Source organism: Corynebacterium minutissimum (genome assembly GCF_000805675.1).
GTDB classification, from domain to species: Bacteria; Actinomycetota; Actinomycetes; order Mycobacteriales; family Mycobacteriaceae; genus Corynebacterium; species Corynebacterium minutissimum.
This window is the reverse complement of the sequence record NZ_JSEF01000004.1, coordinates 154,706-174,901: the sequence shown is the minus strand read 5'-3', so window position 1 is coordinate 174,901 and position 20,196 is coordinate 154,706. Positions and strand designations below refer to the sequence as shown.

At 60.7% G+C, this 20,196-nt stretch carries 24 protein-coding genes and 1 tRNA gene; 7 read left to right on the top strand and 18 right to left on the bottom strand.

What is annotated here, in order from left to right; translation table 11 throughout:
- Positions 1–47 precede the first annotated feature (47 nt).
- Positions 48–1,124 carry an HNH endonuclease signature motif containing protein gene (locus tag NX84_RS01580; RefSeq protein ID WP_231913722.1) on the top strand — a complete coding sequence of 359 codons (1,077 nt, stop codon included), beginning with the start codon at positions 48–50 and terminating at the stop codon, positions 1,122–1,124.
- A 71-nt stretch (positions 1,125–1,195) separates the two neighbouring features.
- Here the strand turns inward: NX84_RS01580 and NX84_RS01575 are convergent, their stop codons facing one another.
- The 7 genes from NX84_RS01575 to NX84_RS01545 all read right to left on the bottom strand — a co-directional run bounded on the left by NX84_RS01575 (position 1,196) and on the right by NX84_RS01545 (position 6,654).
- Positions 1,196–1,774 carry an HAD-IA family hydrolase gene (locus NX84_RS01575; protein WP_039673049.1) on the bottom strand — a complete coding sequence of 193 codons (579 nt, stop codon included), beginning with the start codon at positions 1,772–1,774 and terminating at the stop codon, positions 1,196–1,198.
- The gene (locus NX84_RS01570; protein WP_039673047.1) at positions 1,707–2,114 is read right to left on the bottom strand and encodes a hypothetical protein; all 408 of its coding nucleotides are present in this window, start codon (positions 2,112–2,114) and stop codon (positions 1,707–1,709) included. Before NX84_RS01570 ends, NX84_RS01575 begins: the two co-directional genes overlap by 68 nt.
- A gap of 63 nt (positions 2,115–2,177) precedes the next feature.
- Positions 2,178–2,660 carry a ferritin gene (locus tag NX84_RS01565; protein WP_039673045.1) on the bottom strand — a complete coding sequence of 161 codons (483 nt, stop codon included), beginning with the start codon at positions 2,658–2,660 and terminating at the stop codon, positions 2,178–2,180.
- 131 nt (positions 2,661–2,791) lie between these two features.
- Positions 2,792–4,246: a SulP family inorganic anion transporter gene (locus tag NX84_RS01560; protein ID WP_039673043.1), complete on the bottom strand. Its 1,455-nt coding sequence runs from the start codon at positions 4,244–4,246 to the stop codon at positions 2,792–2,794.
- Positions 4,246–4,761 (bottom strand): phosphoribosyltransferase, encoded by a 516-nt coding sequence (locus NX84_RS01555; RefSeq protein ID WP_039673041.1) that lies wholly within the window; start codon positions 4,759–4,761, stop codon positions 4,246–4,248. Before NX84_RS01555 ends, NX84_RS01560 begins: the two co-directional genes overlap by 1 nt.
- Before the next feature lie 53 nt (positions 4,762–4,814).
- Positions 4,815–6,218: an AMP nucleosidase gene (gene amn / locus NX84_RS01550; protein WP_039673039.1), complete on the bottom strand. Its 1,404-nt coding sequence runs from the start codon at positions 6,216–6,218 to the stop codon at positions 4,815–4,817.
- A gap of 10 nt (positions 6,219–6,228) precedes the next feature.
- Complete coding sequence (locus NX84_RS01545) at positions 6,229–6,654, bottom strand: MarR family winged helix-turn-helix transcriptional regulator (RefSeq protein WP_082013877.1); 426 nt, start codon at positions 6,652–6,654, stop codon at positions 6,229–6,231.
- Positions 6,655–6,764: 110 nt separating this feature from the next.
- Between NX84_RS01545 and NX84_RS01540 the strand changes: the two genes are divergently transcribed.
- Positions 6,765–7,514 carry an esterase/lipase family protein gene (locus NX84_RS01540; protein ID WP_039673036.1) on the top strand — a complete coding sequence of 250 codons (750 nt, stop codon included), beginning with the start codon at positions 6,765–6,767 and terminating at the stop codon, positions 7,512–7,514.
- 17 nt (positions 7,515–7,531) lie between these two features.
- Here NX84_RS01540 and NX84_RS01535 read toward each other — a convergent pair whose 3' ends face one another.
- From NX84_RS01535 to bioB, 3 genes are read right to left on the bottom strand one after another with little or no spacing between them, the layout of a single operon-like run.
- Positions 7,532–8,455, bottom strand: a complete 924-nt coding sequence (locus NX84_RS01535; RefSeq protein ID WP_039673034.1) for a Sir2 family NAD-dependent protein deacetylase — start codon at positions 8,453–8,455, stop codon at positions 7,532–7,534.
- 14 nt (positions 8,456–8,469) lie between these two features.
- Positions 8,470–8,736 carry a biotin synthase auxiliary protein BsaP gene (gene bsaP, locus NX84_RS01530; protein WP_039673032.1) on the bottom strand — a complete coding sequence of 89 codons (267 nt, stop codon included), beginning with the start codon at positions 8,734–8,736 and terminating at the stop codon, positions 8,470–8,472.
- Entirely contained in the window at positions 8,736–9,716 is a 981-nt protein-coding gene (bioB, locus tag NX84_RS01525) for a biotin synthase BioB (RefSeq protein WP_039673030.1), read from the bottom strand. The genes bsaP and bioB overlap by 1 nt, the downstream gene beginning before the upstream one ends.
- Before the next feature lie 78 nt (positions 9,717–9,794).
- Between bioB and NX84_RS01520 the strand changes: the two genes are divergently transcribed.
- The gene (locus NX84_RS01520) at positions 9,795–11,105 is read left to right on the top strand and encodes a M20/M25/M40 family metallo-hydrolase (protein WP_039673028.1); all 1,311 of its coding nucleotides are present in this window, start codon (positions 9,795–9,797) and stop codon (positions 11,103–11,105) included.
- Between the two features lie 41 nt (positions 11,106–11,146).
- On the top strand, positions 11,147–11,713 hold the full coding sequence (locus NX84_RS01515) for a hypothetical protein (protein WP_231913723.1): 567 nt from the start codon (positions 11,147–11,149) through the stop codon (positions 11,711–11,713).
- Between the two features lie 17 nt (positions 11,714–11,730).
- Here the strand turns inward: NX84_RS01515 and NX84_RS01510 are convergent, their stop codons facing one another.
- Positions 11,731–12,021 (bottom strand): CHY zinc finger protein, encoded by a 291-nt coding sequence (locus tag NX84_RS01510; protein ID WP_039673024.1) that lies wholly within the window; start codon positions 12,019–12,021, stop codon positions 11,731–11,733.
- A complete protein-coding gene (locus NX84_RS01505) occupies positions 12,018–12,740 on the bottom strand; it encodes a hypothetical protein (protein WP_082013876.1) in 723 nt (240 codons plus the stop codon). The genes NX84_RS01510 and NX84_RS01505 overlap by 4 nt, the downstream gene beginning before the upstream one ends.
- 69 nt (positions 12,741–12,809) lie before the next feature.
- Between NX84_RS01505 and NX84_RS12305 the strand changes: the two genes are divergently transcribed.
- Positions 12,810–13,442: a VC0807 family protein gene (locus tag NX84_RS12305; protein WP_052319608.1), complete on the top strand. Its 633-nt coding sequence runs from the start codon at positions 12,810–12,812 to the stop codon at positions 13,440–13,442.
- On the opposite strand, the gene NX84_RS01495 is transcribed toward NX84_RS12305, so the two are convergent.
- From NX84_RS01495 to NX84_RS01475, 5 genes are all read right to left on the bottom strand, one after another.
- Positions 13,439–14,266, bottom strand: coding sequence for an esterase/lipase family protein (locus NX84_RS01495; protein ID WP_039673022.1), 828 nt, complete (start codon positions 14,264–14,266; stop codon positions 13,439–13,441). The genes NX84_RS12305 and NX84_RS01495 overlap by 4 nt on opposite strands.
- Positions 14,267–14,315: 49 nt before the next feature.
- Positions 14,316–15,128 (bottom strand): trypsin-like serine protease, encoded by an 813-nt coding sequence (locus tag NX84_RS01490; protein WP_145962354.1) that lies wholly within the window; start codon positions 15,126–15,128, stop codon positions 14,316–14,318.
- A 130-nt stretch (positions 15,129–15,258) separates the two neighbouring features.
- The gene (locus tag NX84_RS01485) at positions 15,259–15,690 is read right to left on the bottom strand and encodes a hypothetical protein (RefSeq protein WP_039673018.1); all 432 of its coding nucleotides are present in this window, start codon (positions 15,688–15,690) and stop codon (positions 15,259–15,261) included.
- Between the two features lie 48 nt (positions 15,691–15,738).
- Positions 15,739–16,455, bottom strand: a complete 717-nt coding sequence (locus tag NX84_RS01480; protein WP_039673015.1) for an ASCH domain-containing protein — start codon at positions 16,453–16,455, stop codon at positions 15,739–15,741.
- A gap of 72 nt (positions 16,456–16,527) precedes the next feature.
- Positions 16,528–17,946, bottom strand: coding sequence for a peptide MFS transporter (locus NX84_RS01475; RefSeq protein ID WP_039673013.1), 1,419 nt, complete (start codon positions 17,944–17,946; stop codon positions 16,528–16,530).
- A 45-nt stretch (positions 17,947–17,991) separates the two neighbouring features.
- On the opposite strand from NX84_RS01475, the gene NX84_RS01470 reads away from it, so the two are divergent.
- Together NX84_RS01470 and bioD are read left to right on the top strand one after the other, a co-directional pair.
- The gene (locus NX84_RS01470; protein WP_082013875.1) at positions 17,992–19,233 is read left to right on the top strand and encodes an adenosylmethionine--8-amino-7-oxononanoate transaminase; all 1,242 of its coding nucleotides are present in this window, start codon (positions 17,992–17,994) and stop codon (positions 19,231–19,233) included.
- Positions 19,230–19,892, top strand: coding sequence for a dethiobiotin synthase (gene bioD, locus NX84_RS01465; protein ID WP_039673011.1), 663 nt, complete (start codon positions 19,230–19,232; stop codon positions 19,890–19,892). The genes NX84_RS01470 and bioD overlap by 4 nt, the downstream gene beginning before the upstream one ends.
- 73 nt (positions 19,893–19,965) lie before the next feature.
- On the opposite strand, the gene NX84_RS01460 is transcribed toward bioD, so the two are convergent.
- Positions 19,966–20,050 (bottom strand) — tRNA-Leu (locus NX84_RS01460).
- Positions 20,051–20,196 lie beyond the last annotated feature (146 nt).

Below are 20,196 nucleotides of genomic sequence, written 5' to 3'. Positions count from 1 at the left end.
TTCTCTCCGGTTGCAGGGTTGGTGAGGGTGCTTTAGTGTTCTGGCCCATGGGGGATTTAGAGACCTATTTCTCCTACCGCAACTCGGGGATCACGTTGGTGGAGCAAGCGGTAGGAGGCGAGAAACGTTTACGCGCACTCGGCGCTGCACCTGCCGATGCCGCCGAGCTGGCACGTTTAAACCACATTTACTTCGGCGCCACGAAATTCACGGGCAAACAACGCACTGCCCGTAGCCGAGTCGCCGAACAACACCATGATCTGGCCACGCTGAGCCTGATTGAGTCTTACACGAAGAAACTGAAGAACCAGCTGCACGCGTGGAACTTGCGTGTAAAGCTCGCCGGTACACCAGCATCGAGCATCCCAGCTGTGGCGGCCAAACGGCTCAAAGAGCTCAAGCCCAAACGTATCCCCACCCCGGGGGTACGCATGACCTACCGCTCGGAAGGCCCGCATTCACTCACGATTACCGATGACCCCATGACCGTCACCGAGATGCGTGGCGTGTTGGAATCCATCAACCAGAAAAACTTGCTTGACGCTTCCAGGCACGTTTTCTTCAGTAAATCTCACGGCGGTACCAAACCAGCTGTCCTCACCAGCGTGGTCGTTACATTGGACAAGCTCGACAAGATTATCTCCGGCGACGGTGACGACATCATCCTCGAGCTCACCAACGGTGGCCGTATGACTGGCACGCAGTTTCTGAACTACAAGTTTGCCGAGATCGGCTACGTCACTCTCATCCACCCCACCATCGGGCCGGTATGGCTGCATCGCATGAAACGCCTTGCCGGGTTCGAGCAGCGCATGATGGCCAGTGCCGAGCACCCCACCTGTGCCAGGAAGGGATGTAACAAACCTGCTGATTATGCCCACGTGCACCACCTAGTGCCGTGGAAAGCCGGTGGGGCTACCAACCCGCCGAATCTGACCATGTTGTGTGCTTATCACAACGGGGTTAATGATGATGACCCGGATAAACCCACCGGAGCCGGCTACGTCTTCCGCCTCCGCGGCGAGGTGGACTACATTCCGCCCTGGGGAGAACCAATCACCGCCCAGGCAGCGTATCAACAAGCCCAGCAAGCTACAGCACGGGGACCAGACAAACCCGGCTAGACCACAGCCACGCCACGCGGACGCCCACAGGGCCTTCCGCGGCGTTGGCGATCCCACATGTCGATTGCGCGCTAAAAACGCACCGAATCGGGGCCGGTAAAAAGATGTGCATTCAGCCCGACGCGCTGTGCGCCCGCGACAAAGTCCGGGCGGTCATCGAAGAAGTAGGTGTCCTTGGCTTGGGCGCCGAGGGCATCGACAGCCACGTGATAGGCCTCCGGGTCGGGCTTCGCCACGCCGATATCGCAGCTCAACGTCACGGCGGCACACTCCTCCAACCAAGGCTGCGACGCACGGACCTTCGCCCCCAATGCCGCGGGAACGTTGGAGAGGATACCAACGCTGTGGCCCTCCCCGATGAACCTCAGGACAAGGTCCACCATCTCTTCGTCGGCCTCCAGCAGGTGCTCCGTATCTAGCTCCACCGCCTGGGAGACGTCGAAAGGCGCAAGATCCGTCAGGGCACGAATGCGGCCCCAATACTGCGAATCACTCAGGTGCCCTGCATCATAGGCTGGGCGAAACTCCTCATACGTGGACCAAAAGTGATCCGGGTTGACCGGGCGGACGTAATCTTCAAGCTCAGCGTGCCCGGCGGGCGTGGCTGAGCGCATGAGCACGCCGTACAGATCGAAGAGCAGAGTGGCCATGCGCCCAGTGTAGCCACACCGCCACCGCACCAGTCAGCGTGCCAACGATGAAGAGCGGCAGCGAGACACTCACGCGGCCCCACGGCAGCGCGCCCAGGGTGGAGATTGCCCCCACCAGGAACAATCCTCCGACGCTAAACAGAGAGCGGCTCAGCGCGGTCGACGCCGCCGCAGCACATACCAACAGAGCCACGCCGAGGAACGGGCCCAACATAAGTGCCAACGCAAAAAAGAAGGTCCCCAGCGCCACATTAGTCGCGGCTAGCCAGATACCACCCACCAGTGCCATTGCCAGCCCGGCGAGGGCACCGCCTAGAAGCATCAGCCGCGTGTTAGTCATACAAGAAATTCTCCCATCAACCGCGAGGGCTGTGGGAGAATTCGTTCAAACTATATGGCTTCGTTACCGTTCTGCCAGCGAGCTATCGATGCGCAGGAGGCCGGAGCCATCGTTGCCCACCAGCTTCAGCTGGTCGATAACCTCAGACACGCTGGCCTCTTCCTCCACCTGTTCATCGAGGAACCAGTTGATGAGGGCGCGGGAATCGAGATCGCCAGCGGCATCCGCAGTGCGGGCAATCTCCCGGATCTGCTCCGAGACCTTCTGTTCATGCGCGAGGGAGGCCTCGAAGGCATCGAGCGGAGTAGCTGCCTTGACGGAGCCCACCTGGATATCCTCCAGCTCGACGCGGTAGCCACGGTCCAGCAGGTGCTCAGCAAACTTCTGCGCGTGCTCGCGCTCTTCCTCTGCCTGCTTGAAGAACCAATCGCGCATGCCCGGGAAGGACAGGTTGTCCATCTCATAGGCCAGCTGAGTGTAAATCAGGGCCGCGCCATGCTCGTTGTTGACCTGGGCGTTAAGGAGCGTTTGCAGTTTCTCATCCATGAGAGTCATTCCTTTCGTGCGTTTTGTGTTACCCACAATACAGAAAAACTCCGCCCGCGCTAGCAAGGTAAGCTTTAGCAAATTCGCACTTCATAACAGTTTTTGGGACAGCTTTACCTAAGCTGCGCCTACTATTTCCGCAACCCCTGGCTGAGACGGCGGTAGCGTTGCTCATTCGCCACATCCAGCCCACGGAAGGACACCGTGACCCCGCGCGCAGCGTATTTACTCTCCACGGAGTCGAGTACCGCCACGGTCGACGCGTCCCAAATATCGGCCCGACTAAAGTCCACGATGACCTCCTTCACCGGCAGGGTGTAATCAAAGGCGTAGACCAGATCGTTGGAAGAAGCGAAGAAGAGCTGGCCGCGCACGGTGTAGACGTTGCCTTCCAGCTCCACCGACACTAGGTGCGCCACGCGGCGCGCAAAGGCCACCGTGGCGGTGAGGACGCCGAGGATCACACCGACGGCCAAGTTATTCGTGGCCAAGGTCCCGATCACCGTCACGAGCATGACGACGGTCTCACTCAAAGGCATACGATGCAGAGTGCGCACCGAATGCCAATCCACCGTGTGGAAGGACACCATGAACATGACCGCTACGAGCGCGGCCATAGGAATGCGCCCCACGGTATCGCCCAGCACGAGGATGAGGATAAGGAGGAAGACGCCGGCGAGGAACGTCGACAAGCGCGTGCGTGCCTGGGATTCCTTGACGTTGATCATGGTCTGACCAATCATCGCGCACACGCCCATGCCACCAATCGCGGCCGCCAGCATATTACCGATGCCCTGGCCCACGGATTCGCGGGTCTTGTCGGAATGGGTATCCGTGAGGTCGTCGACAAGCTTGGCGGTGAGCAGGGACTCCATGAGCCCCACCAGCGCCACTCCCAGCGCATAGGGCAGACACAGCATGAGCGTGTCCATCGTCCACGGCACATCCGGAATGACAAAACCAGGCAAGGACGTGGGCAGCTCGCCCTGGTCCGCCACGTCTGGAACGTCCCAACCACACAGCGCGGTGAGCACGCTGACAACAAGAATCGCCACGAGTGGAGCGGGCACCACGGTCGTAATCCGCGGCCACACCACCATGATGACCAGGCCCAGCGCCACGAGCGCATAGACCAGCCACGGCACATTCCACAGGTGGGACAGCTGCGCGGTAAACATGAGGATGCCCAGGGCGTTGACGAATCCCAGCATGACGCTGCGTGGAATGAAACGCATGAGCTTAGCGACGCCCAGCAGCGCCATCACCACCTGCAGAATTCCCGCCATCCAGATGGTGACGAGGACGTAGTGCAGGCCATGCTCATGTGCCAGGGGCGCGATGACCACGGCGACGGATCCCGCCGCGGCCGAAACCATGGCCGGACGGCCACCTGTAATCGCGATGGACATCGCCATGATGACGGAGGCGAAGAGTCCCACCTTGGGATCAAGACCGGCGAGGATGGAGAAACTTAAGACTTCCGGAATCAGGGCTAGCGCAACAGCAAGCCCGCCAAACACCTCCTTGCGGAAGCGGGCGGGCGAGCTGAAGGCCGCGCGGAAAGTTCCGGCGGAGGCTTCTGGCATTAATGACCTTCCTTGTAAGAGCCATCGCGCGTGATGACCGGAAGGACGGACCAGGCGAAGTTAATCCACTGGTCAGTCTTCTTCCAAGAAAAGTCCGGCTCGAAGATCGTGGTGGGCTTGGTGTAGATAACGGCGGACTTGACCTCGGAGGCCGTTTGCTCCAGGAGGTTGACCACAAGGTCGAGGGTCTTGCCGGAGTCAGCCACGTCATCGACGACGAGAACCTTCTTGTCCTTGAGCGAGTCCGTATCCAGCTGCGGGTTGAGCAGGATGGGCTCCGGGAGGGTTTCACCGATATCGGTGTAGAACTCCACGTTGATAGCACCCATTTCCTTCACGCCGATGGCGTAGCCAATGGCACCGGCCGGGATGAGGCCACCACGGGCAACGCCAACGATGAGGTCCGGGAACCAGCCCGAATCCACAATCTCCTGGGACAGGTAGCGGCTAGCCTCGCCGAAGACCTCCCACGTTAGGTTTTCGCGTTCCGGGTTCCACCATTCCGGGGTGCTCATTGTCTAGGTCTCCTTCGCCAGATTTTTCATTTCCCTCAGTCTAATCATCTCCCTTAGCGGAACGGAACCTCCGCTACCGTTCGGCGCAACTTGCGGGTGCGCAGGCGTTCCGGATTCTCCGCCAAAGCCTCCACCGCGCGCACCGCGCACATCACGTGCGCCTCCTTGGAATTGGAATAAAAGGCCTGCGCTTGGGCAGGAAGCTTGGGCACTGCATGCAAAGGTAGATCGGATACCGACAGCAGCGTGCCGTACGGAATGCGGTAGCGGTAGCCGTTAGCAGCCAGAGTGCAGGATTCCATATCTACCGCCACGGCGGTGGAGTGGCGCAGCCACTCCCACAAGTCGCGGGAGGTGCGCCATTCCCAGTTGCGATCATCGGTGGAGAGCACCGTGCCGGTGCGCATGAGCGAATTATCTTCGCCATACACTTCCTCCACCGAGGCTTCCAGCATGCGCTGGATTTCCGGGATGGCGGGAATCGGGTTGCCGGCCGCGACGATGCCGTCGAGGATATGGTCCTCGCGCTGGTAGGCGTTGCCCAGGATGAGGTCACCGATGCGCATGCGGCCATCGAGGCCTGCGCAGTGACCAATCATGATCCACGCCTCTGGGCGCAGCACCGCGAGGCAGTCCGTGATGGTCTTCGCATTCGAGGGGCCGACGCCGATATTGATCATCGTGATGCCATCGCCGCCCGCGGTGATGAGATCAAAACGCGGCATTTGGTAGCGCGAGGTGAGGGTAAGCTCGTCGACGTCGAGAAGCACGGCGTCATTAGGATGAATCGTCTCACCTGTCGGCAACACCAGCGCCGTGTAGCGCGAATCCTCCCGCGCCAGCTCGCGCAGGCCGAACTTGACGAACTCGGTGGTGTGCATGGCGTAGTTGGTGAACAGGATGTACTTCTGCACCGAATTCACCTCGATGCCCGTGTAGTGCTCAATGCGGGCGCATGCAATGTCGAAGCGCTGCGGGCCGAAGTGGAAAAGCGGCTTCTCCTTGCCGTGGAAAGCCTTCCACGCGCCGTCGACGATGCCATCGTGCACCGCATCCAAGGTAGGGCGGGGAATCTCTCCACGATTCTCAGGCAAAGGGCCGGCGCCCCGAATGTACTCCGGTGGGATGCGTTCGTCCGACTGGCCCACGTATATATCGCACGGATAATTGCTGGTCAGCCTGGTGAGCTGCTCAAGCAGGTAGCCGCGGATGAGCCACGGTTTGGAAATAACCGCCGAATAGCGCCCCTCCTGGTCCACGTAACCAAAGGGCTCGGAACGGTCGATGGGGGTCCATTCGCGGACCTGCACGATGATCTTGGGGTAGACCACGTGGCGGTAGGCGTCATGGTCCCCCGAGGCCAGCGCTTCTCGCGCCAGCTCACAGGAGCTTTCATAGAGCTCGCAGAGGCGGTTAACCGCCTCGGTGACGGAGTGGGCATGCTGCAGGTCGGTCATGCCGGCCAGTCTAGTTGGGATACTCCATCTTGGAAGCCTCACCGGCTTCGCGCACGATTTCCAAGGACTCGCGGAACTCCACGAGGTCCACACCGGACTTGCGGTACTCGTTGAGGATGGTCTCTGGGATGCACACGGCGCGCGGCTTCAAGTCAATACCCTTTTGAGTGATAGTGACCGTGCCATCCTCGACGGTAGCGAGACCGGATTCTTCCAAGCCCTGCACCAGGCCCTCAAAGGTGCCAGACTCTGGCTGGAGGCGCTTCTCCATGGATTCCAGGGTCACCGGCTCCTCGCTATCCCACAGGATCATGAGCATGAGGTACTGCTGGTACGTAATTCCGAGCTCCTCGAGCAACGGGGCATAAGAACGGATCACCGAACGCGCGGCTCGGTACAGCGAAAAGCACAGCTGGTCTTCAAGGTGGAGAGACATGACAGCGAGGATACCTTAATGATTATTCTGTGCACGACGGCCGCGGCAATCAAACGGTCGGCGTTTATGCCGCCGGTGGCGGTAGGGCACACGGCGTAAAATGAGGCGCCATGTCCACTCCCCCGCTTCCCCTCGGTGCCCGATTGCGTACCCGCGGCGTGTGTGAAGACGACTGGTCCGCGCGCCCCACGGCCGAACGACCCTGGCCCATCATCCTCATTCACGGAACGTGTGACACCAAAGGCGTGTGGCAGGTTCTCGCCGGTCTGTTGCGCGAGAACGGCTGGGCGGTCTTTGCCCCGGATTATGGCAACCGCGCCACCGGCCCGATTCAGGAATCAGCACGTCAGCTAGACGCGTACATCGACGCCGTCCTGACCGTCACCGGGGCAGAACAGGCCATCCTCGTGGGCCATTCTCAGGGCGGGCTGCTCGCGCGGTATTGGATGCGGATGCACGATCGTGCGGACCGCGTCCACCACGTGGTGTGCATCAGCTCCCCGAATCACGGGACGACGCAGGGAGGCATTGCCAGTCCCCTTTTCCGCAGCGAGCGCCAAGAAGACGTCGTGCGCTCGCTTATCGACGGCTGGTTTGGCCCCGCCGGCATGCAACAAGTCGCCGGCAGCGAGGTCGAAGACGATGTGAGCTACACGTGCATCGCCACGCGTTCCGACGCCGTCGTCGTCCCTCCCACCACGTGCTTCCTCAACGGCCAGAAGGTGCGCAACATCTTTATCCAAGACATCGACCGCCGCGCCCTCATTCGCCACGAGGACATGCCCATGGATAAGCGGGTGTGCCAGTTAATTTCTGATGACCTCGATCAGCTCGCCGAAGCTAGAGCTTCGGCGAGCTAAGGGGCCAGACGAAGCGTTTAAAGGTCGAGGGCATCGAGAAGCGCATCGAACGCAGGTCCCACCTGGGTGCGCCACAGGGTATCCACGCGGTCGTCAGCGCGACCGGGCCCGCCGTTGATGGTAGCCACGTGTTTGCCCTGCTTCTGCGCCTCGAGCACGAAACGGAAACCACTCATCACTGCCAGTGAGGATCCAGCAACCAGCAGAGACTCGGCGGCCGCCACCATCTCATAGGCCGCGTCCTTCTTCGCCGTGGGCACGGGCTCGCCGAAGTACACCACGTCCGGCTTGAGCCGCGGCGAGCCGCAGCGCACGCAGCCGGGCATCACGAATTCAGCGACCGCTTCGTGGCTCAACGCCACATCGCCGTCGGGGTTCACGTCCGCCTTGTCCACCACCCAGCGCTCGAGAAATCCCGGGTTGGCCGCGGCCGCGCGGGCATCATAATCCGCTCGCTTTTCCTCGTACTCGCAGCTCAAGCACACCACGTGCTGCATATCGCCGTGCAGGGCAATGAGGTTGCGCTGACCTGCCTCCTCGTGGAGGCCATCAACGTTCTGGGTCACCACACCCGTCAGCAGCCCGGCGCGCTCGAGCTCCACCAATGCATAGTGCGTGCGGTTGGGACGTGCAGCCTGCATGACGCGCCAGCCAACGAAGGCGCGGGCCCAATAACGGTGCGACGCGTCCGGATCATGGAGAAACTCCTGGTACGTCATGGGGCGGTGGCGGCTGAGCGATCCTTTCGGCCCGCGGTAGTCCGGCACGCCGGATTCCGTTGAGACGCCCGCGCCCGTGAGGACCATGACGTTGCCGTTGCGGAGTTGGCGGGAGACGTCGGCAAGCGCCTGCTCCACTGGCGTAGGTGACGCGATTTCCGTGACAACGCGGGAAATCGAGCGCAGCGCGGACTGGTGGGCGTGGGCGACGGCGGGATCCATGGCGCCCACTCTAGTTAGCCGAAGGTTTCCTCGTAGATATCCTCCGAGTCGAGCTCACCGTGGCGCGAGCAGCGCGCGCTCCAGCCGTCCGGGCGGACCTGGACCACCATGCGGCGTCCGCACAGCTGGCAATAGCGTGGCACGTCGAGGCCGGCCGCGGCCGCCGGGTGGAGGGGAAAGTTCTCACTGAGCGGCTTGCCGGTGTTGGGGTGGAACTGCGGCTCCTCCCCGGCGAGGACGGCGGCCACAAGCTCCGTCGATTCGCCCTGCGAAGCGGCCATTAGAGGGCCTTGATGGGCAGGTCGATGCGGCCGAGCATGTCGACGTCCTTCTCAATCTGCTTGCCCAGCGTGGTGAGGTAGTTGCCTGCAATGATCGCGTTGATGCCACCGAGAAGGCCCTTCTCCGTGCCGTCGTCTCCGAGGGAGAGCTCGCGGCCACCCGCAAAGCGCAGCGTTACCGACGGCATGGCCAAACGGAAGGCGGCCACCGCGCGCAGCGCCTCACCGAGCGGGACGAGCGGGCGATCCGCAAACGGGGTGCCCGGGCGCGGGTCGAGGAAGTTCATCGGAACCTCGCAGGGCTCAATCTGGGCCAGCTGGTAGGCAAATTCGGCGCGGTCCTCGAGGGATTCACCCATACCGATGATGCCGCCGGAGCAAACTTCCATACCCACCGCGCGGACGTTGTCAAGGGTCTCCTTGCGCTCTTCCCAGGAGTGAGTCGTGACCACGTTGGGGAAGAAGGACTTAGAAGTCTCCAGGTTGTGGTTGTAGCGCTGGGCGCCCATGTCCTTGAGGCGCTGGGCCTGCTCGAGGGTCAACGTGCCGAGGGAGAGGGAGATTTCAATGTCCACCTCGTCAAGGATGGCCGGGATAGCCTCCGCGACCTGGCTCAGCAGGTTCTCGTCCGGGGACTTCACCGCGGCGACGATGCAAAACTCCGTCGCACCGGTCTTGGCAGTCTTCTTGGCAGCCTCCACCAATTCAGGGATGTTGAGGCGAGCCGCACGTACGGGCGACTCGAAGAGACCGGACTGCGAACAGAAGTGGCAATCCTCCGGGCAGCCGCCAGTCTTAATGGAGATGATGCCTTCGACGGACACGTCGGGTCCACACCACTTGAGGCGGGTCTTGTGGGCGATGTCAGCGATCTCTTCCAGCTGCTCATCGGGGATCTGGAGGACCTGGAGGAGTTCCTCTTCGTTAAGGCCAATGCCCTGCTCGAGGGCCTTTTCGCGTGCGATATCTACGATGCTCATGGCAGAAACCTTACTTGAACGGCGTTCAAGTTGTGGAAAATCTCCGACTTTTCCTTCCGCGGACTACCCTTGAAGGCCATGACTCTCTACGACGACACCCTCGCCCTGCTTCAGGAGCTCATTCGCAATGCCTGCGTCAACGATCTCACGCCGGATTCCGGCCACGAGGTCCGCAACGCCGATACCTTGGAGAAGTTCTTCGACGGCACCGCGGTGGAGATTCAGCGCTACGAGTCCCATCCGGGCCGCGTCACCATCGTGGTGACCGTTCCGGGTGACCCGGACAAGGAGCCGCTCACGCTGATGGGCCATACGGACGTCGTGCCCGTGGACGAGCCGAAGTGGACCAAGCCGCCTTTCGACGCCATCATCGAGGATGGCAAGCTCTACGGCCGTGGCGCGGTGGACATGCTCTTTATTACAGCGACGATGGCGGCGGTAACGAGGGACGTCGCCAAGCGCGGCAACCCCGGCGGCACCCTGGCGTTTGTGGGTATGGCCGACGAGGAGGCCCGCGGTGGCTTGGGCTCCATCTGGATGGACAAACACCACCCAGAGGCCTATTCGGTGCGCAACTGCCTCTCGGAGACCGGCGGCAGCCACCTGCCCGGCGCGCTCGGCTTCAACGTCGGCGAGAAGGGCGCGGGCCAGCGCCGCCTGCACGTGCACGGCGATGCCGGCCATGGCTCGACGCCCTTCGGCAAGGACTTTGCCATCGTCAAGATTGGTGAAGTGGCCCGCCGCATCGCCGCGGCTGAGCCACCCGTGGCGATGGATGAGGTGTGGCAGGGATTCGTCAAGACCTTCGGCTTTGACCCCGCTACGGAAGCAGCGCTTCTCGACGGCTCCGCTACCGCCGCCGACTACGAAAAGTTCGGTGATTTGTCTGCCTATGCCCACGCCTTCTCGCACACGACGATTGCCCAAACTGTCCTGCGCGCGGGTGGTGCCATCAACGTTCTGCCCTCCCACGCCTACCTAGAGATGGACATCCGCCCCTTCCCTGGCCAAACCCAGGAGGAACTTGATGAGTTCCTGCGCGAAGCGCTCGGCGATATGGCCGGCGAGGTAGAAATCGAACACCTTATTACTGAGGACGCCACGCAGTCTTCCACGGATACTGAGCTGTGGCGCTGCATTGAGGACACCGCGCACGAGTTCTTCCCCGATAAGAAGGTGCTGCCAGTGCTGGCGACGGGTGGCTCGGATCTGCGCGTGGCGCGGCGACGCGGCGGCAACGCCTACGGCTTTGCGCTGCATGCGGAAGGTCGCGATATGGCCAGCGCCAACTCGCAGTTGCACAGCCACGACGAGCACCTCTACTTGGAAGACTTGGATTTGACTGTGAAGGCGTATTCTTCGCTGCTAAATCGCTTCTTGGGGCAATAGCGCTCGCGCAAAAATGTAAAAGGTGTGGCACAATGTGGCGCATGAGAAACAAGCTTGTCCTGTGTTCCGCCGCTGCAGCCGTCACCGTCGGCCTTGCTAGCCCTGCCGCCTCGGCCGATATGGTCGATGACTACCTGGCCAAGGTGCCGGCCGGTCAGATCTCCTGCGAGCAGGCCACGAAGTACTACACCAACCCGTCCGACTACAACAGCAAGAAGTCCCAGGCCCTCGCTGCCGCGAACTTCCACCCGCGCGGCGGCGAAATCCGCGACGCCATCGCACGCGCCGATGAGGCCATCGCTCGCTGCGGCCTAGGCGGTGGCAACGGTGGCGGCAATGCTGCCCCCGCGAACAACGGCGGCGGGGACAAGACTGCCCCCGCGAACAATAATGGCAACAATCAGGGCGCACCGGCTCACAACAACCAGCCAGCTCCGGCTAACAACAATGGAAACGGCGGCAACAACGGTGGCAATAAGGCCCCGGCCAACAACGCTTTTCCGACAATTCCGGTGACCTTCGGTAACTTCACCATTCACGTCCCGGACATCGTGGCCTACCTCAAGACCCTCGTCGAGGGCACCCCGCTCGCCCCGCTGCTGCCCTAAGCAGCAGCCTTAAGCAACTAGCGGAAATACGTCCCCGCGTGCAGCGCGCAGCCAGTATTGAAGGCATGCCCGCACGCGGGGCATTTATATGCCGAATACTCCGCGAAGGTCATCTGATGGCCGCACGCGCCACACATGACGCAAAGTTCGTCCTTCGGCATGGCGCCAAACTCGTGATCAGTTAATTCCGCATGACACAAGGAACACGCGAACCAACCGCTACAGGTGCGGCACTTGTTGGCGACGACGTCGACAAGCGTGTGCCAGTGCCGGCACCGGCCTTCCACGTCGATGGCTCCCTGGATCATGGCCACGCCTCTAACAGCCGCGCCATCGCCCGATAGGCCGGCGTGACGTCCATGCGCAGGCGGCTCTCCAGCATGTCCGAAGGGAAGTCAGCGGGAAGAAGCTCGGCAGGGAAGGGCGGGGTGTGGCGCAGCGCCGCAAAGACGGCGGAATGGCGGCGCGTGGTTTCGACGACGACGCCAACGTCATCGATGGGCATAGGGGGGACGTCGCCCAGCGCGCAAATGCGGGCAGCGCTCTCCTCAAGGTCCCACGCGGTGGCAATAACGTCGCGGGCGGTGTCCGTATCCACGGACCAAGTGCCGACAAAGGTTTTCTGCGCCCACTCCCCCGGCGCGTGGGCACCCACCAGGACTCCGGGCCGCAGCTGCCGGAAACCGCTGGCCTGCGCGGCGCGCAGGAGTGCATCCCTTTCTGTACGGCGATCCTCGCCGATATCGAAGATAACGGTGTGAAACGCCCCGTCCCAGTGGAGGGCGCGCGGCGAGCCTAGGTGACGAAACTCCGCAAGGTAGTTCCCCACCATGGAATACACGGAGTATCGCCCGGCTCGGCGCGAGGATAGATCGCCCGCGCGCACCATGCGGGACAGAAAGGTGCGAACGCCAGCCGGCGACAGACCCAGCCCAGTAAGGATCGGTGTCAGCACGGGCCCGGGGAGTTCCTCGCGGCCAGCTAACCCGCAGAGATATCCAACGGTTCCTGGTCCAACGTCAGCCATGCCCCAACCCTAGGGTTTTTATGTGTCACAAACAAACCGTTACGTATGTTTTGTGGCACACTATGTGGCATGAGTCTCAATCCGCGCCTGCTCAACTTCCTCATCCTCGGCGTCTTCGACGTCGGCCTCGCCATCCTCCTGTTTCAACTGGTTGACTCCGCAACCGGCAACCACGTCTACGCCTACCTAGCCGCCAGCATCGGCCCCCTCATCGGTGGCATCATCCAGCATGTACGCCAGAAGTCTTTTTCTGGGATTTCTGCACTGATCCTTGCCTTCAACGTTGCTGCAGCCTTGGCCACGCTGGTCGGTGGCACCGATGAGCGTCTCCTGCTGGTTAAGGGCAGCGTTATTACCGGTATTTTCGGCCTGCTCTTCCTCGGCAGCCTTGCCTTGGGCAAGCCCCTTGCCTTCTACTTTGGCCAGCGCTTTGGCACCGACGGCACGGAGGAAGGTGTCTCTTACTGGAACGGGTTGTGGAAATACCCAACCTTTCGCGCCTCCCAGCGCTACATCACTATCGTGTGGGGCGTAGTGTTCCTACTCGAAGCAATCATCCGCATCGTCGCCGCCTATTCTCTCCCCTTCACCACCGCCTACTGGCTGTCGAATGCGTTGCCTTTCGTGGCCCTCGCTATCTGCTTGACGGCCACCTTCGTCATTGCCTCACGCACCCGCAGGTCCGCGCCGACCCCGGCCTAGCGCGTGAGCCCCCACAAAATCTGCTCGTGCACGCGCGGATCATGGGGCAGCTGCCCGTGCTCGACCGGCACTGACTCCACGTTGGCCACGTCGGCGCCCGGCACTGCAGTCAGCTGCGAGGTCTCATTCGGCGTCACGGTGTTGTCTGCGGGTGAATAGATAGAGGTGTAGGTAATACCCGGCGCGGTGTCCGGCAACTGGTTGAGATTCTCCATAAAGTCCGAACCTTGCAGCTGCTGGATACCGGCACTGGTTCCAACAAACTTGGTCACATCGGGCGCGATTTTTGCCGCCGTGCTTAGGGGCGTTGCTCTGTCGCCCCACGTTGTCCCGTGAAAATTCGCGCCAACCGTGACCACGCGGCGCACCTCATCGGGTGAACCATAGAGCTGTGTAAAGGACTTCGTGTGCAATCCACCCTGGGAGAAGCCCACGAGGTTCACTTTCTCTGCCCCAGTGACGTCGCGGATGTGCTCGATCTGCTGGGCGATTTCACGCCCGGAAGACTCCAAATCCGCAATGCCCTTCATATAGGGATAGGCGTTCTGGAAGGTGAGGTCATCCGCGCCATAGTCGAAGGCCCACACGCACATGCCCTGATCAGTGAGCTCCGGGATCAGATCATTCCATTCGGCCGAATTGGCCGACGTGCCGTGAAGGAGGACGACGGGCTCGGTGACGGGGCCAGTGGGCTGGCAGTCAGGATCATTAATACCCAAATCCTGTGCAGCGGAGGTCTCCATGGTCTCAGCGTGTGCTGGGATGGGGGCCGCGGTGCCGAGAAGGATGGCCAAGAACGCCCGCTGCAAAAAGCCGTTTTTCATAAGGAGCGAGCTTAACGCTTAAGTCTGAACGCTCGCTGTATAGGCGCTGTTAACGGGAAGAGAGGCTGCTCAGGCTGCTGCCGCGGTCCTTCTTCGGCTGCTCGGTACGTTGTTCGGATGGCTTTTCCGCGGGGGCCTGGCGGCGCTCTTGGGCGCGAGCTTGGCGCACGCTCTCGGCTTCCGCCTCCTCGCGTTGGGTGACTGCCTCCTCCTCGTCATAGCTCTCCATGAGCGCAGTGAGCATCCCCACGTAAGGATAGATTTCACTATGCCACATGCGGCGGCGCGTGCCGTCTGCGCAAGACTCATTCTCTTCACCGCCGGTATGCACCGCAAAGATCGTGGTGTCCTGGTAGAGCGGGGCGCCGGAGTCACCGCTGCAGGAGCGTGAGGAGAACAAGGAGTGCGACTTGAGCAAGTTCTCAAATTCGTGGCCTTGGATTTCGTGCGTTACGCCCGTCTCCTCAATGCGGGACACGGCCTCCGAGGAAAACATGTGGGACCCACCGAAGCCCACGAGGAGGAGTTTTTCGTTCACGCGCAAAGGACGGGTGGGAAGCTCGAAGGCCTCAGCCTCCATGGGTTCCGCCTTGAGCAAGGCAATGTCTGACTTCTCCGCCACCGGGGTGGAGGCGACAACTTTGGCACTATCACCATCTGCCTGGGTAAGACGCAGGTTGCGGCCCAAGCAGTGCGTAGCGGTGAGCCACCAGTCATTGCCGATGTAACCTGCCGAGCATTCCCGTGACTCGTTCTGCCACAGTGCAGCGACTCGGTCGTCCTTCGCGTCAATGTTGCTCGTGGCCTGCAGAACCTCACGCGCGCCGGAATCGTCGGCGGCAGCGTGATTAATGCCAAACATAGACGCTAATGCGGTGAGGACAGACAGAACAGATGCGAGGAAACCTGAGAACACAAGGCGTTACTTTATCAGCGACTGTGCACATGCGCTGATCTCGTTAACTTCGCCGGATGGAATCAGTGGCCTCGGCCTAGTTCTCAGCATCTTTCCCTGCCGGCAGCTGCGGGGCCTTCCCCGCCTTCCACAGCAAAAAGGCAATGAATCTTCGAATCAGTGCTGACAGCCCTACAGGCAAGCAGCACGCGAGAGGCAAAGCGATAAAGTATTGCCCGCCCCACCCCGCAAGGCCAATAGCTCCGACAACAAGGAAGACTGCATCGACGCGGAAATCATTTACTTTGCGCCGTTGCATGGGCAGGGAAATGAGGTATGCGATTCCAAGAAACAACAGTGCGGGAATGGCCACAAAGAGCGCGACGAAGCCACTGGCAGCTTCAGTCCCCTGCATATCTTCGAAAAAGAGATTCACCAGCAGCCCAACAAACACGACTTCCACCAACGGTAACCGCAGCACGGCAAAATCTATTAGCCGCGGCGGCTGGGTGGAAGCGGGCCCAAACATACCGACAGTCTAGGCGAAGTCTCCTCTACGTGGACTTTGCCAGAGCTCTTAAACCTTGCGGAGTGTGAACTCAACGACGTCGACCTCGTCATCCTCAGCCAATCCGGGATAGTGAGTATCAAGCGCTTCATGGAGCTCGGCAAGAGAGCCAAACCCATCTCTTCGGGCTTGTTCCTCCGTCAAAGACCTCCGCTGGGTTGAAACAACTGACGTCACCTCGGCAGGAATGGTAACAACCTCACCGGATTCCTTCTCGAAGACAATCTGGGCGCTTCCCTCATGGAAAGGATCATCCACCCGAATGGTTTGTTGCTTTTCTCCGCTACGAATTGATTCCTCGTAGCCTTCCCACATGTAGATGCGCTGCTCTTTGTCCATGTCACGCCAGTTATATGCGAACGGTAAAAGTTCTTCCACGGTGAGTGCTTCAAGCCCATTGCTTCCGCGCACGATGCACCGGATAGACGGATCAACATCAAACAGCACCTGGCGGCATTTTCCACAGGGCGAAAGCACCTGGCCAGTCGGACCATGGACGGCGACTACCGCTCGGATGGGATCCTCTGGATGACTAGCAGCATGGTTAGCTAAGGCCGAGATTTCACCACAGGGGCCACCGAGGAAATGATATGCGTTCAAACCGAGCACGTGTTTGCCGGATTCGGTCAGGAGGGCTGCGGCTACAGTGTGATCTTCCCCGTCGTGGAAGCGCTGGGCATGGGTCGTGGCTACGGTCAGTAATTCTCGGAGTTCATTAGTAATCACCCTTCAAAGGTAGCGGTTGCCAAAGAGTTGCCAAAGACTCGGGTTAAGAGACTTTTCGCCAGCAGCGTGTTTCTACGACAACTTCGCCCTGCTTAAGCCTGCACAAGCGATTACACCGCCAGTAATAACTGGGACAATACCCACGAGAACCAGATAGAGAAATTCAGTATCAGCCGAGTACAACGTGGACAAGCTGCCGGCCAGCGAGGTTCCGATAGCTAGGGAGAGGAAGAACAGAGCCGAAAAACGGGTTTTAAAAGCTGCGGGCGCATAGGCAGTTGTCGCCGCCATACCAATGGGCCCGATGAAGAGCTCTCCGATGCTCATGAGCATGATGCACAGTGCTAGCGCCAGGAATGGAACCGCTGTAGCACTCACAAAAGGCAGAAGGATAAACAGTCCCGCACCAGCTAGCGCCAGACCCCCGCCCATCACACGGTTGCGGTGCACGTTCCTTTTTGCCAAGAATGCAGCAATGGGCAGCGCGAAGACCAAAATGAAGAAGGGATTGAGGGACTGCGTCCACGCCGCCGGAATCTCAAAACCAGCGATGCTGCGATCTAGGCGCTGATCGGAATACACCGCAAGCACTCCATAAGTTTGGGATTGCAGCGCCCAATACATTGTGGAGGCCACAAAAAGCGGAAGGAAGGCCCTGACCCGACGGCGCTCAGGCGCACTCACTCGCGGGGAGACCAACATAGTGACAATCAGGCCTACTGCCACCGCTACAGTAGTGAGAAGTAAAACAAAAGCCATGCGGTCAGGCGTTAAAGCGCCCGAGGCTAGACACCAGACTCCTAATGCGCAGACTGAAACAGCCGCACCTGCAATAAAGGCGAGATGCTTAGGGGCAATCGGGTTTGAAGGACGGGTGATGTCAACGCTAATGCTGGCCAAAAGGCGTGAGCGCAGCAGCAAGTAAGACACGCATCCGATAAGCATCAAGCCCGCAGCGGCACCAAAACCTGCGTGATAGCCATAGGCCGTGGATAGCCAACCAGTCAGCATCGGTCCAGCAACTGCACCGACGTTAATACCGAGGTAGAAAATCTGGAAAGCACTATTGTTGCCCTCAGCCGGAAACGCTGCCCCTAAAACCGTAATAGCTGCGGTTTTGAGCAAGCCGGAACCGAGTGCAAGCGGGAACAGCCCCGCGAACAAGCCGGGGAACCCTGGAATCAGGGACAGCGATACATGCCCACACATCAACAGGAATGCACCAACCAGCAGAGTGCGCTCAGCACCGAGAACACGGTCGGAGACCCATCCGCCAACAAACGTGAAGAGGTAGAGCACAGCACCATACGCGCCAACGAGCGCAGTCGCATGGGTTTGCTCAATCCCTAGCCCACCCGCCTGGTCATAGAGGTAATAGGCCAAAATGGCCTGCATTCCATAGAAACTAAAACGCTCCCACATCTCGATGCCTGCAACCGCGGGAATGGCGGGTGAAAACGTTTTCCTTGAACGCTGTTCAATTACTGTCATGCCAAGCAATTATGCACAACTTTTGTATGTGGTACAGATAAATGGGTGAAGTTTTTGAACAGTGTTCAAGTAGCGGCAGTAGATGCCGCCCACATGTGGCACCCGTATGCCGCACCCAGCGCGCCCGCGTTTGAGGTCATCGGCACCGATGGTGCCTATCTTGACCTCGCCGATGACCGCCGCGTTATCGACGGCATGAGTTCCTGGTGGGCTGCCTGTCATGGGCACTCGCACCCCCGGCTAGTCAATGCCGCCAAAGAACAGATTGATCGCTTTAGCCACGTCATGTTCGGTGGACTTACCCACGAGCCCGCAGCACGCCTGACCACTCAGCTCATGGAACTGACCCGCGGCGATTTCTCCCATGTCTTCTACTCAGATTCCGGATCCGTGTCCGTTGAAGTCGCCATCAAGATGGCCTTGCAGGCCTCCCCACCTGGCCGCACCAAGCTGCTGACCTGGCGTTCCGGCTACCACGGCGATACTTTTGGCGCGATGAGCGTCTGCGATCCGCAGGGCGGCATGCATTCGCTCTGGGCAGGCACACTGACTGAACAGGTCTTCGCCCCTGCCCCGCCCACGGAAGGAGCGAGCGAATCCGAGCAGTCAGACTACCTGGCACAGATGGAGCGCCTCATTACTGATGACGTCGCCGCCATCATCATCGAACCCGGCGTACAGGGCGCTGGCGGCATGCGTTTTCACGACAACGCACTGGTAGCGGGTGTTCGCCGCTTGTGCGACAAGCACGGAATTCTCATGATCGCCGATGAAATCGCCACCGGATTTGGGCGCACCGGCTCGCTTTTCGTCACCCAGGACGCCGGCGTTGTGCCGGATATTATGTGCGTTGGCAAGGCGCTGACCGGTGGCTTCATGCCACTGGCGGCAACGTTGGCCACGGAAGACGTCGCCAAGCGCATGCAGCCCACCGCACTCATGCATGGCCCAACCTTCATGGCCAACCCTCTCGCCTGCGCGGTGGCTGCGGAGTCCACCGCGCTCATCGCGGAGGGCCAGTGGCGCAGCGCAGTACCACGAATTGAGGCAGGTCTGCGTAAGGGGCTTCAGGGCGCACCCGGCCTCACCAGGGTCCGCGGCGCTATCGGCGTGCTGGAAATGGACCACGAGGTTGACATGGCCGCTGCCACTTTAGCCGCGCTTGAGCAAGGAGTATGGCTGCGGCCGTTCGGGCGGCTGATCTACACCATGCCGCCCTATATCTGTACCGACGAGGAGATCGCGCGCATCTGCCGCGCCATCCACGCAGCCGGGGAGGCAGCATGATCATTTGTATTACGGGAACCAACACCGACGTGGGCAAGACCATCGCCACCGCTGCCCTCGCCGCCCAGCTCAAGGCTGCGGGCAAGCACGTCGTCGTGGCTAAGCCCGTTCAGACAGGTGAACCCGCCGGGCTTGGCGACGCCCCCACCATCTCCCGCCTCGCCGGAGTTGAGACCCGCGAGTTTGTGCGCTACCCCGAGCCGCTTGCACCCAACCTATCTGCCCGGCGTGCGAGAATGCCCCAACCGAATCGACGGGAGTTGGTCGAGTGGATTCGCAACATCGACGCCGAGGTTGTGCTCGTTGAAGGCGCCGGCGGCCTCCTCGTTCGACTAGCTGACGACTTCACGCTGGCCGACATCGCCTGTGACCTCGGTGCTCCCCTCATCGTGGTAACCAGCATGGGATTGGGAAGCCTCAACGCCGCGGAGCTCACCGTGGAAGCCGCCCGCACCCGGGGTCTGCAAATTCTCGGGCTCATTGGTGGCTCGCTTCCCACTGAGCCAGACCTGGCTACCCGGCTCAACGTCGAGGAAATGCCGCAGGTAACCGGTGTGCCGCTACTGGGCTGTCTCCCTGCAGGTGTGGGTCGGCTCTCCCGCGACGAGTTCGCAGATCGAACTTCGATGATAACTGCGGATGTGATTTTTCGGCCTTGACGCGTTTCAGGAAGAACTGAAAACGAAAAATCTCGAGACACCGACCGGAACGATGTCTCGAGACTTCACAGCGTGCCCGGGGCGGGACTTGAACCCGCACGTCCTATAAGGACACTGGCACCTGAAGCCAGCGCGTCTGCCAATTCCGCCACCCGGGCAGGGTATTGATGTCTTGGCGACCAGCTAACCTTAGCACGCCGCCCTGATGAATCGACAAATCCGCTGGCAAACCCGAGCTTTTTACTGAATACACAGGGAACTTTGCAGCGCGCGTCTACGTTTAGAGGGGGAAAGACACCTATAC

Excerpts from the sequence above, each read along its gene's own strand:
- NX84_RS01580 (WP_231913722.1), top strand. The coding sequence starts at position 48 with ATGGGGGATTTAGAGACCTATTTCTCCTACCGCAACTCGGGGATCACG.
- NX84_RS01575 (WP_039673049.1), bottom strand. The coding sequence starts at position 1,774 with ATGGCCACTCTGCTCTTCGATCTGTACGGCGTGCTCATGCGCTCAGCC.
- NX84_RS01570 (WP_039673047.1), bottom strand. The coding sequence starts at position 2,114 with ATGACTAACACGCGGCTGATGCTTCTAGGCGGTGCCCTCGCCGGGCTG.
- NX84_RS01565 (WP_039673045.1), bottom strand. The coding sequence starts at position 2,660 with ATGGATGAGAAACTGCAAACGCTCCTTAACGCCCAGGTCAACAACGAG.
- NX84_RS01560 (WP_039673043.1), bottom strand. The coding sequence starts at position 4,246 with ATGCCAGAAGCCTCCGCCGGAACTTTCCGCGCGGCCTTCAGCTCGCCC.
- NX84_RS01555 (WP_039673041.1), bottom strand. The coding sequence starts at position 4,761 with ATGAGCACCCCGGAATGGTGGAACCCGGAACGCGAAAACCTAACGTGG.
- amn (WP_039673039.1), bottom strand. The coding sequence starts at position 6,218 with ATGACCGACCTGCAGCATGCCCACTCCGTCACCGAGGCGGTTAACCGC.
- NX84_RS01545 (WP_082013877.1), bottom strand. The coding sequence starts at position 6,654 with ATGTCTCTCCACCTTGAAGACCAGCTGTGCTTTTCGCTGTACCGAGCC.
- NX84_RS01540 (WP_039673036.1), top strand. The coding sequence starts at position 6,765 with ATGTCCACTCCCCCGCTTCCCCTCGGTGCCCGATTGCGTACCCGCGGC.
- NX84_RS01535 (WP_039673034.1), bottom strand. The coding sequence starts at position 8,455 with ATGGATCCCGCCGTCGCCCACGCCCACCAGTCCGCGCTGCGCTCGATT.
- bsaP (WP_039673032.1), bottom strand. The coding sequence starts at position 8,736 with ATGGCCGCTTCGCAGGGCGAATCGACGGAGCTTGTGGCCGCCGTCCTC.
- bioB (WP_039673030.1), bottom strand. The coding sequence starts at position 9,716 with ATGAGCATCGTAGATATCGCACGCGAAAAGGCCCTCGAGCAGGGCATT.
- NX84_RS01520 (WP_039673028.1), top strand. The coding sequence starts at position 9,795 with ATGACTCTCTACGACGACACCCTCGCCCTGCTTCAGGAGCTCATTCGC.
- NX84_RS01515 (WP_231913723.1), top strand. The coding sequence starts at position 11,147 with ATGAGAAACAAGCTTGTCCTGTGTTCCGCCGCTGCAGCCGTCACCGTC.
- NX84_RS01510 (WP_039673024.1), bottom strand. The coding sequence starts at position 12,021 with ATGATCCAGGGAGCCATCGACGTGGAAGGCCGGTGCCGGCACTGGCAC.
- NX84_RS01505 (WP_082013876.1), bottom strand. The coding sequence starts at position 12,740 with ATGGCTGACGTTGGACCAGGAACCGTTGGATATCTCTGCGGGTTAGCT.
- NX84_RS12305 (WP_052319608.1), top strand. The coding sequence starts at position 12,810 with ATGAGTCTCAATCCGCGCCTGCTCAACTTCCTCATCCTCGGCGTCTTC.
- NX84_RS01495 (WP_039673022.1), bottom strand. The coding sequence starts at position 14,266 with ATGAAAAACGGCTTTTTGCAGCGGGCGTTCTTGGCCATCCTTCTCGGC.
- NX84_RS01490 (WP_145962354.1), bottom strand. The coding sequence starts at position 15,128 with ATGTTTGGCATTAATCACGCTGCCGCCGACGATTCCGGCGCGCGTGAG.
- NX84_RS01485 (WP_039673018.1), bottom strand. The coding sequence starts at position 15,690 with ATGTTTGGGCCCGCTTCCACCCAGCCGCCGCGGCTAATAGATTTTGCC.
- NX84_RS01475 (WP_039673013.1), bottom strand. The coding sequence starts at position 17,946 with ATGACAGTAATTGAACAGCGTTCAAGGAAAACGTTTTCACCCGCCATT.
- bioD (WP_039673011.1), top strand. The coding sequence starts at position 19,230 with ATGATCATTTGTATTACGGGAACCAACACCGACGTGGGCAAGACCATC.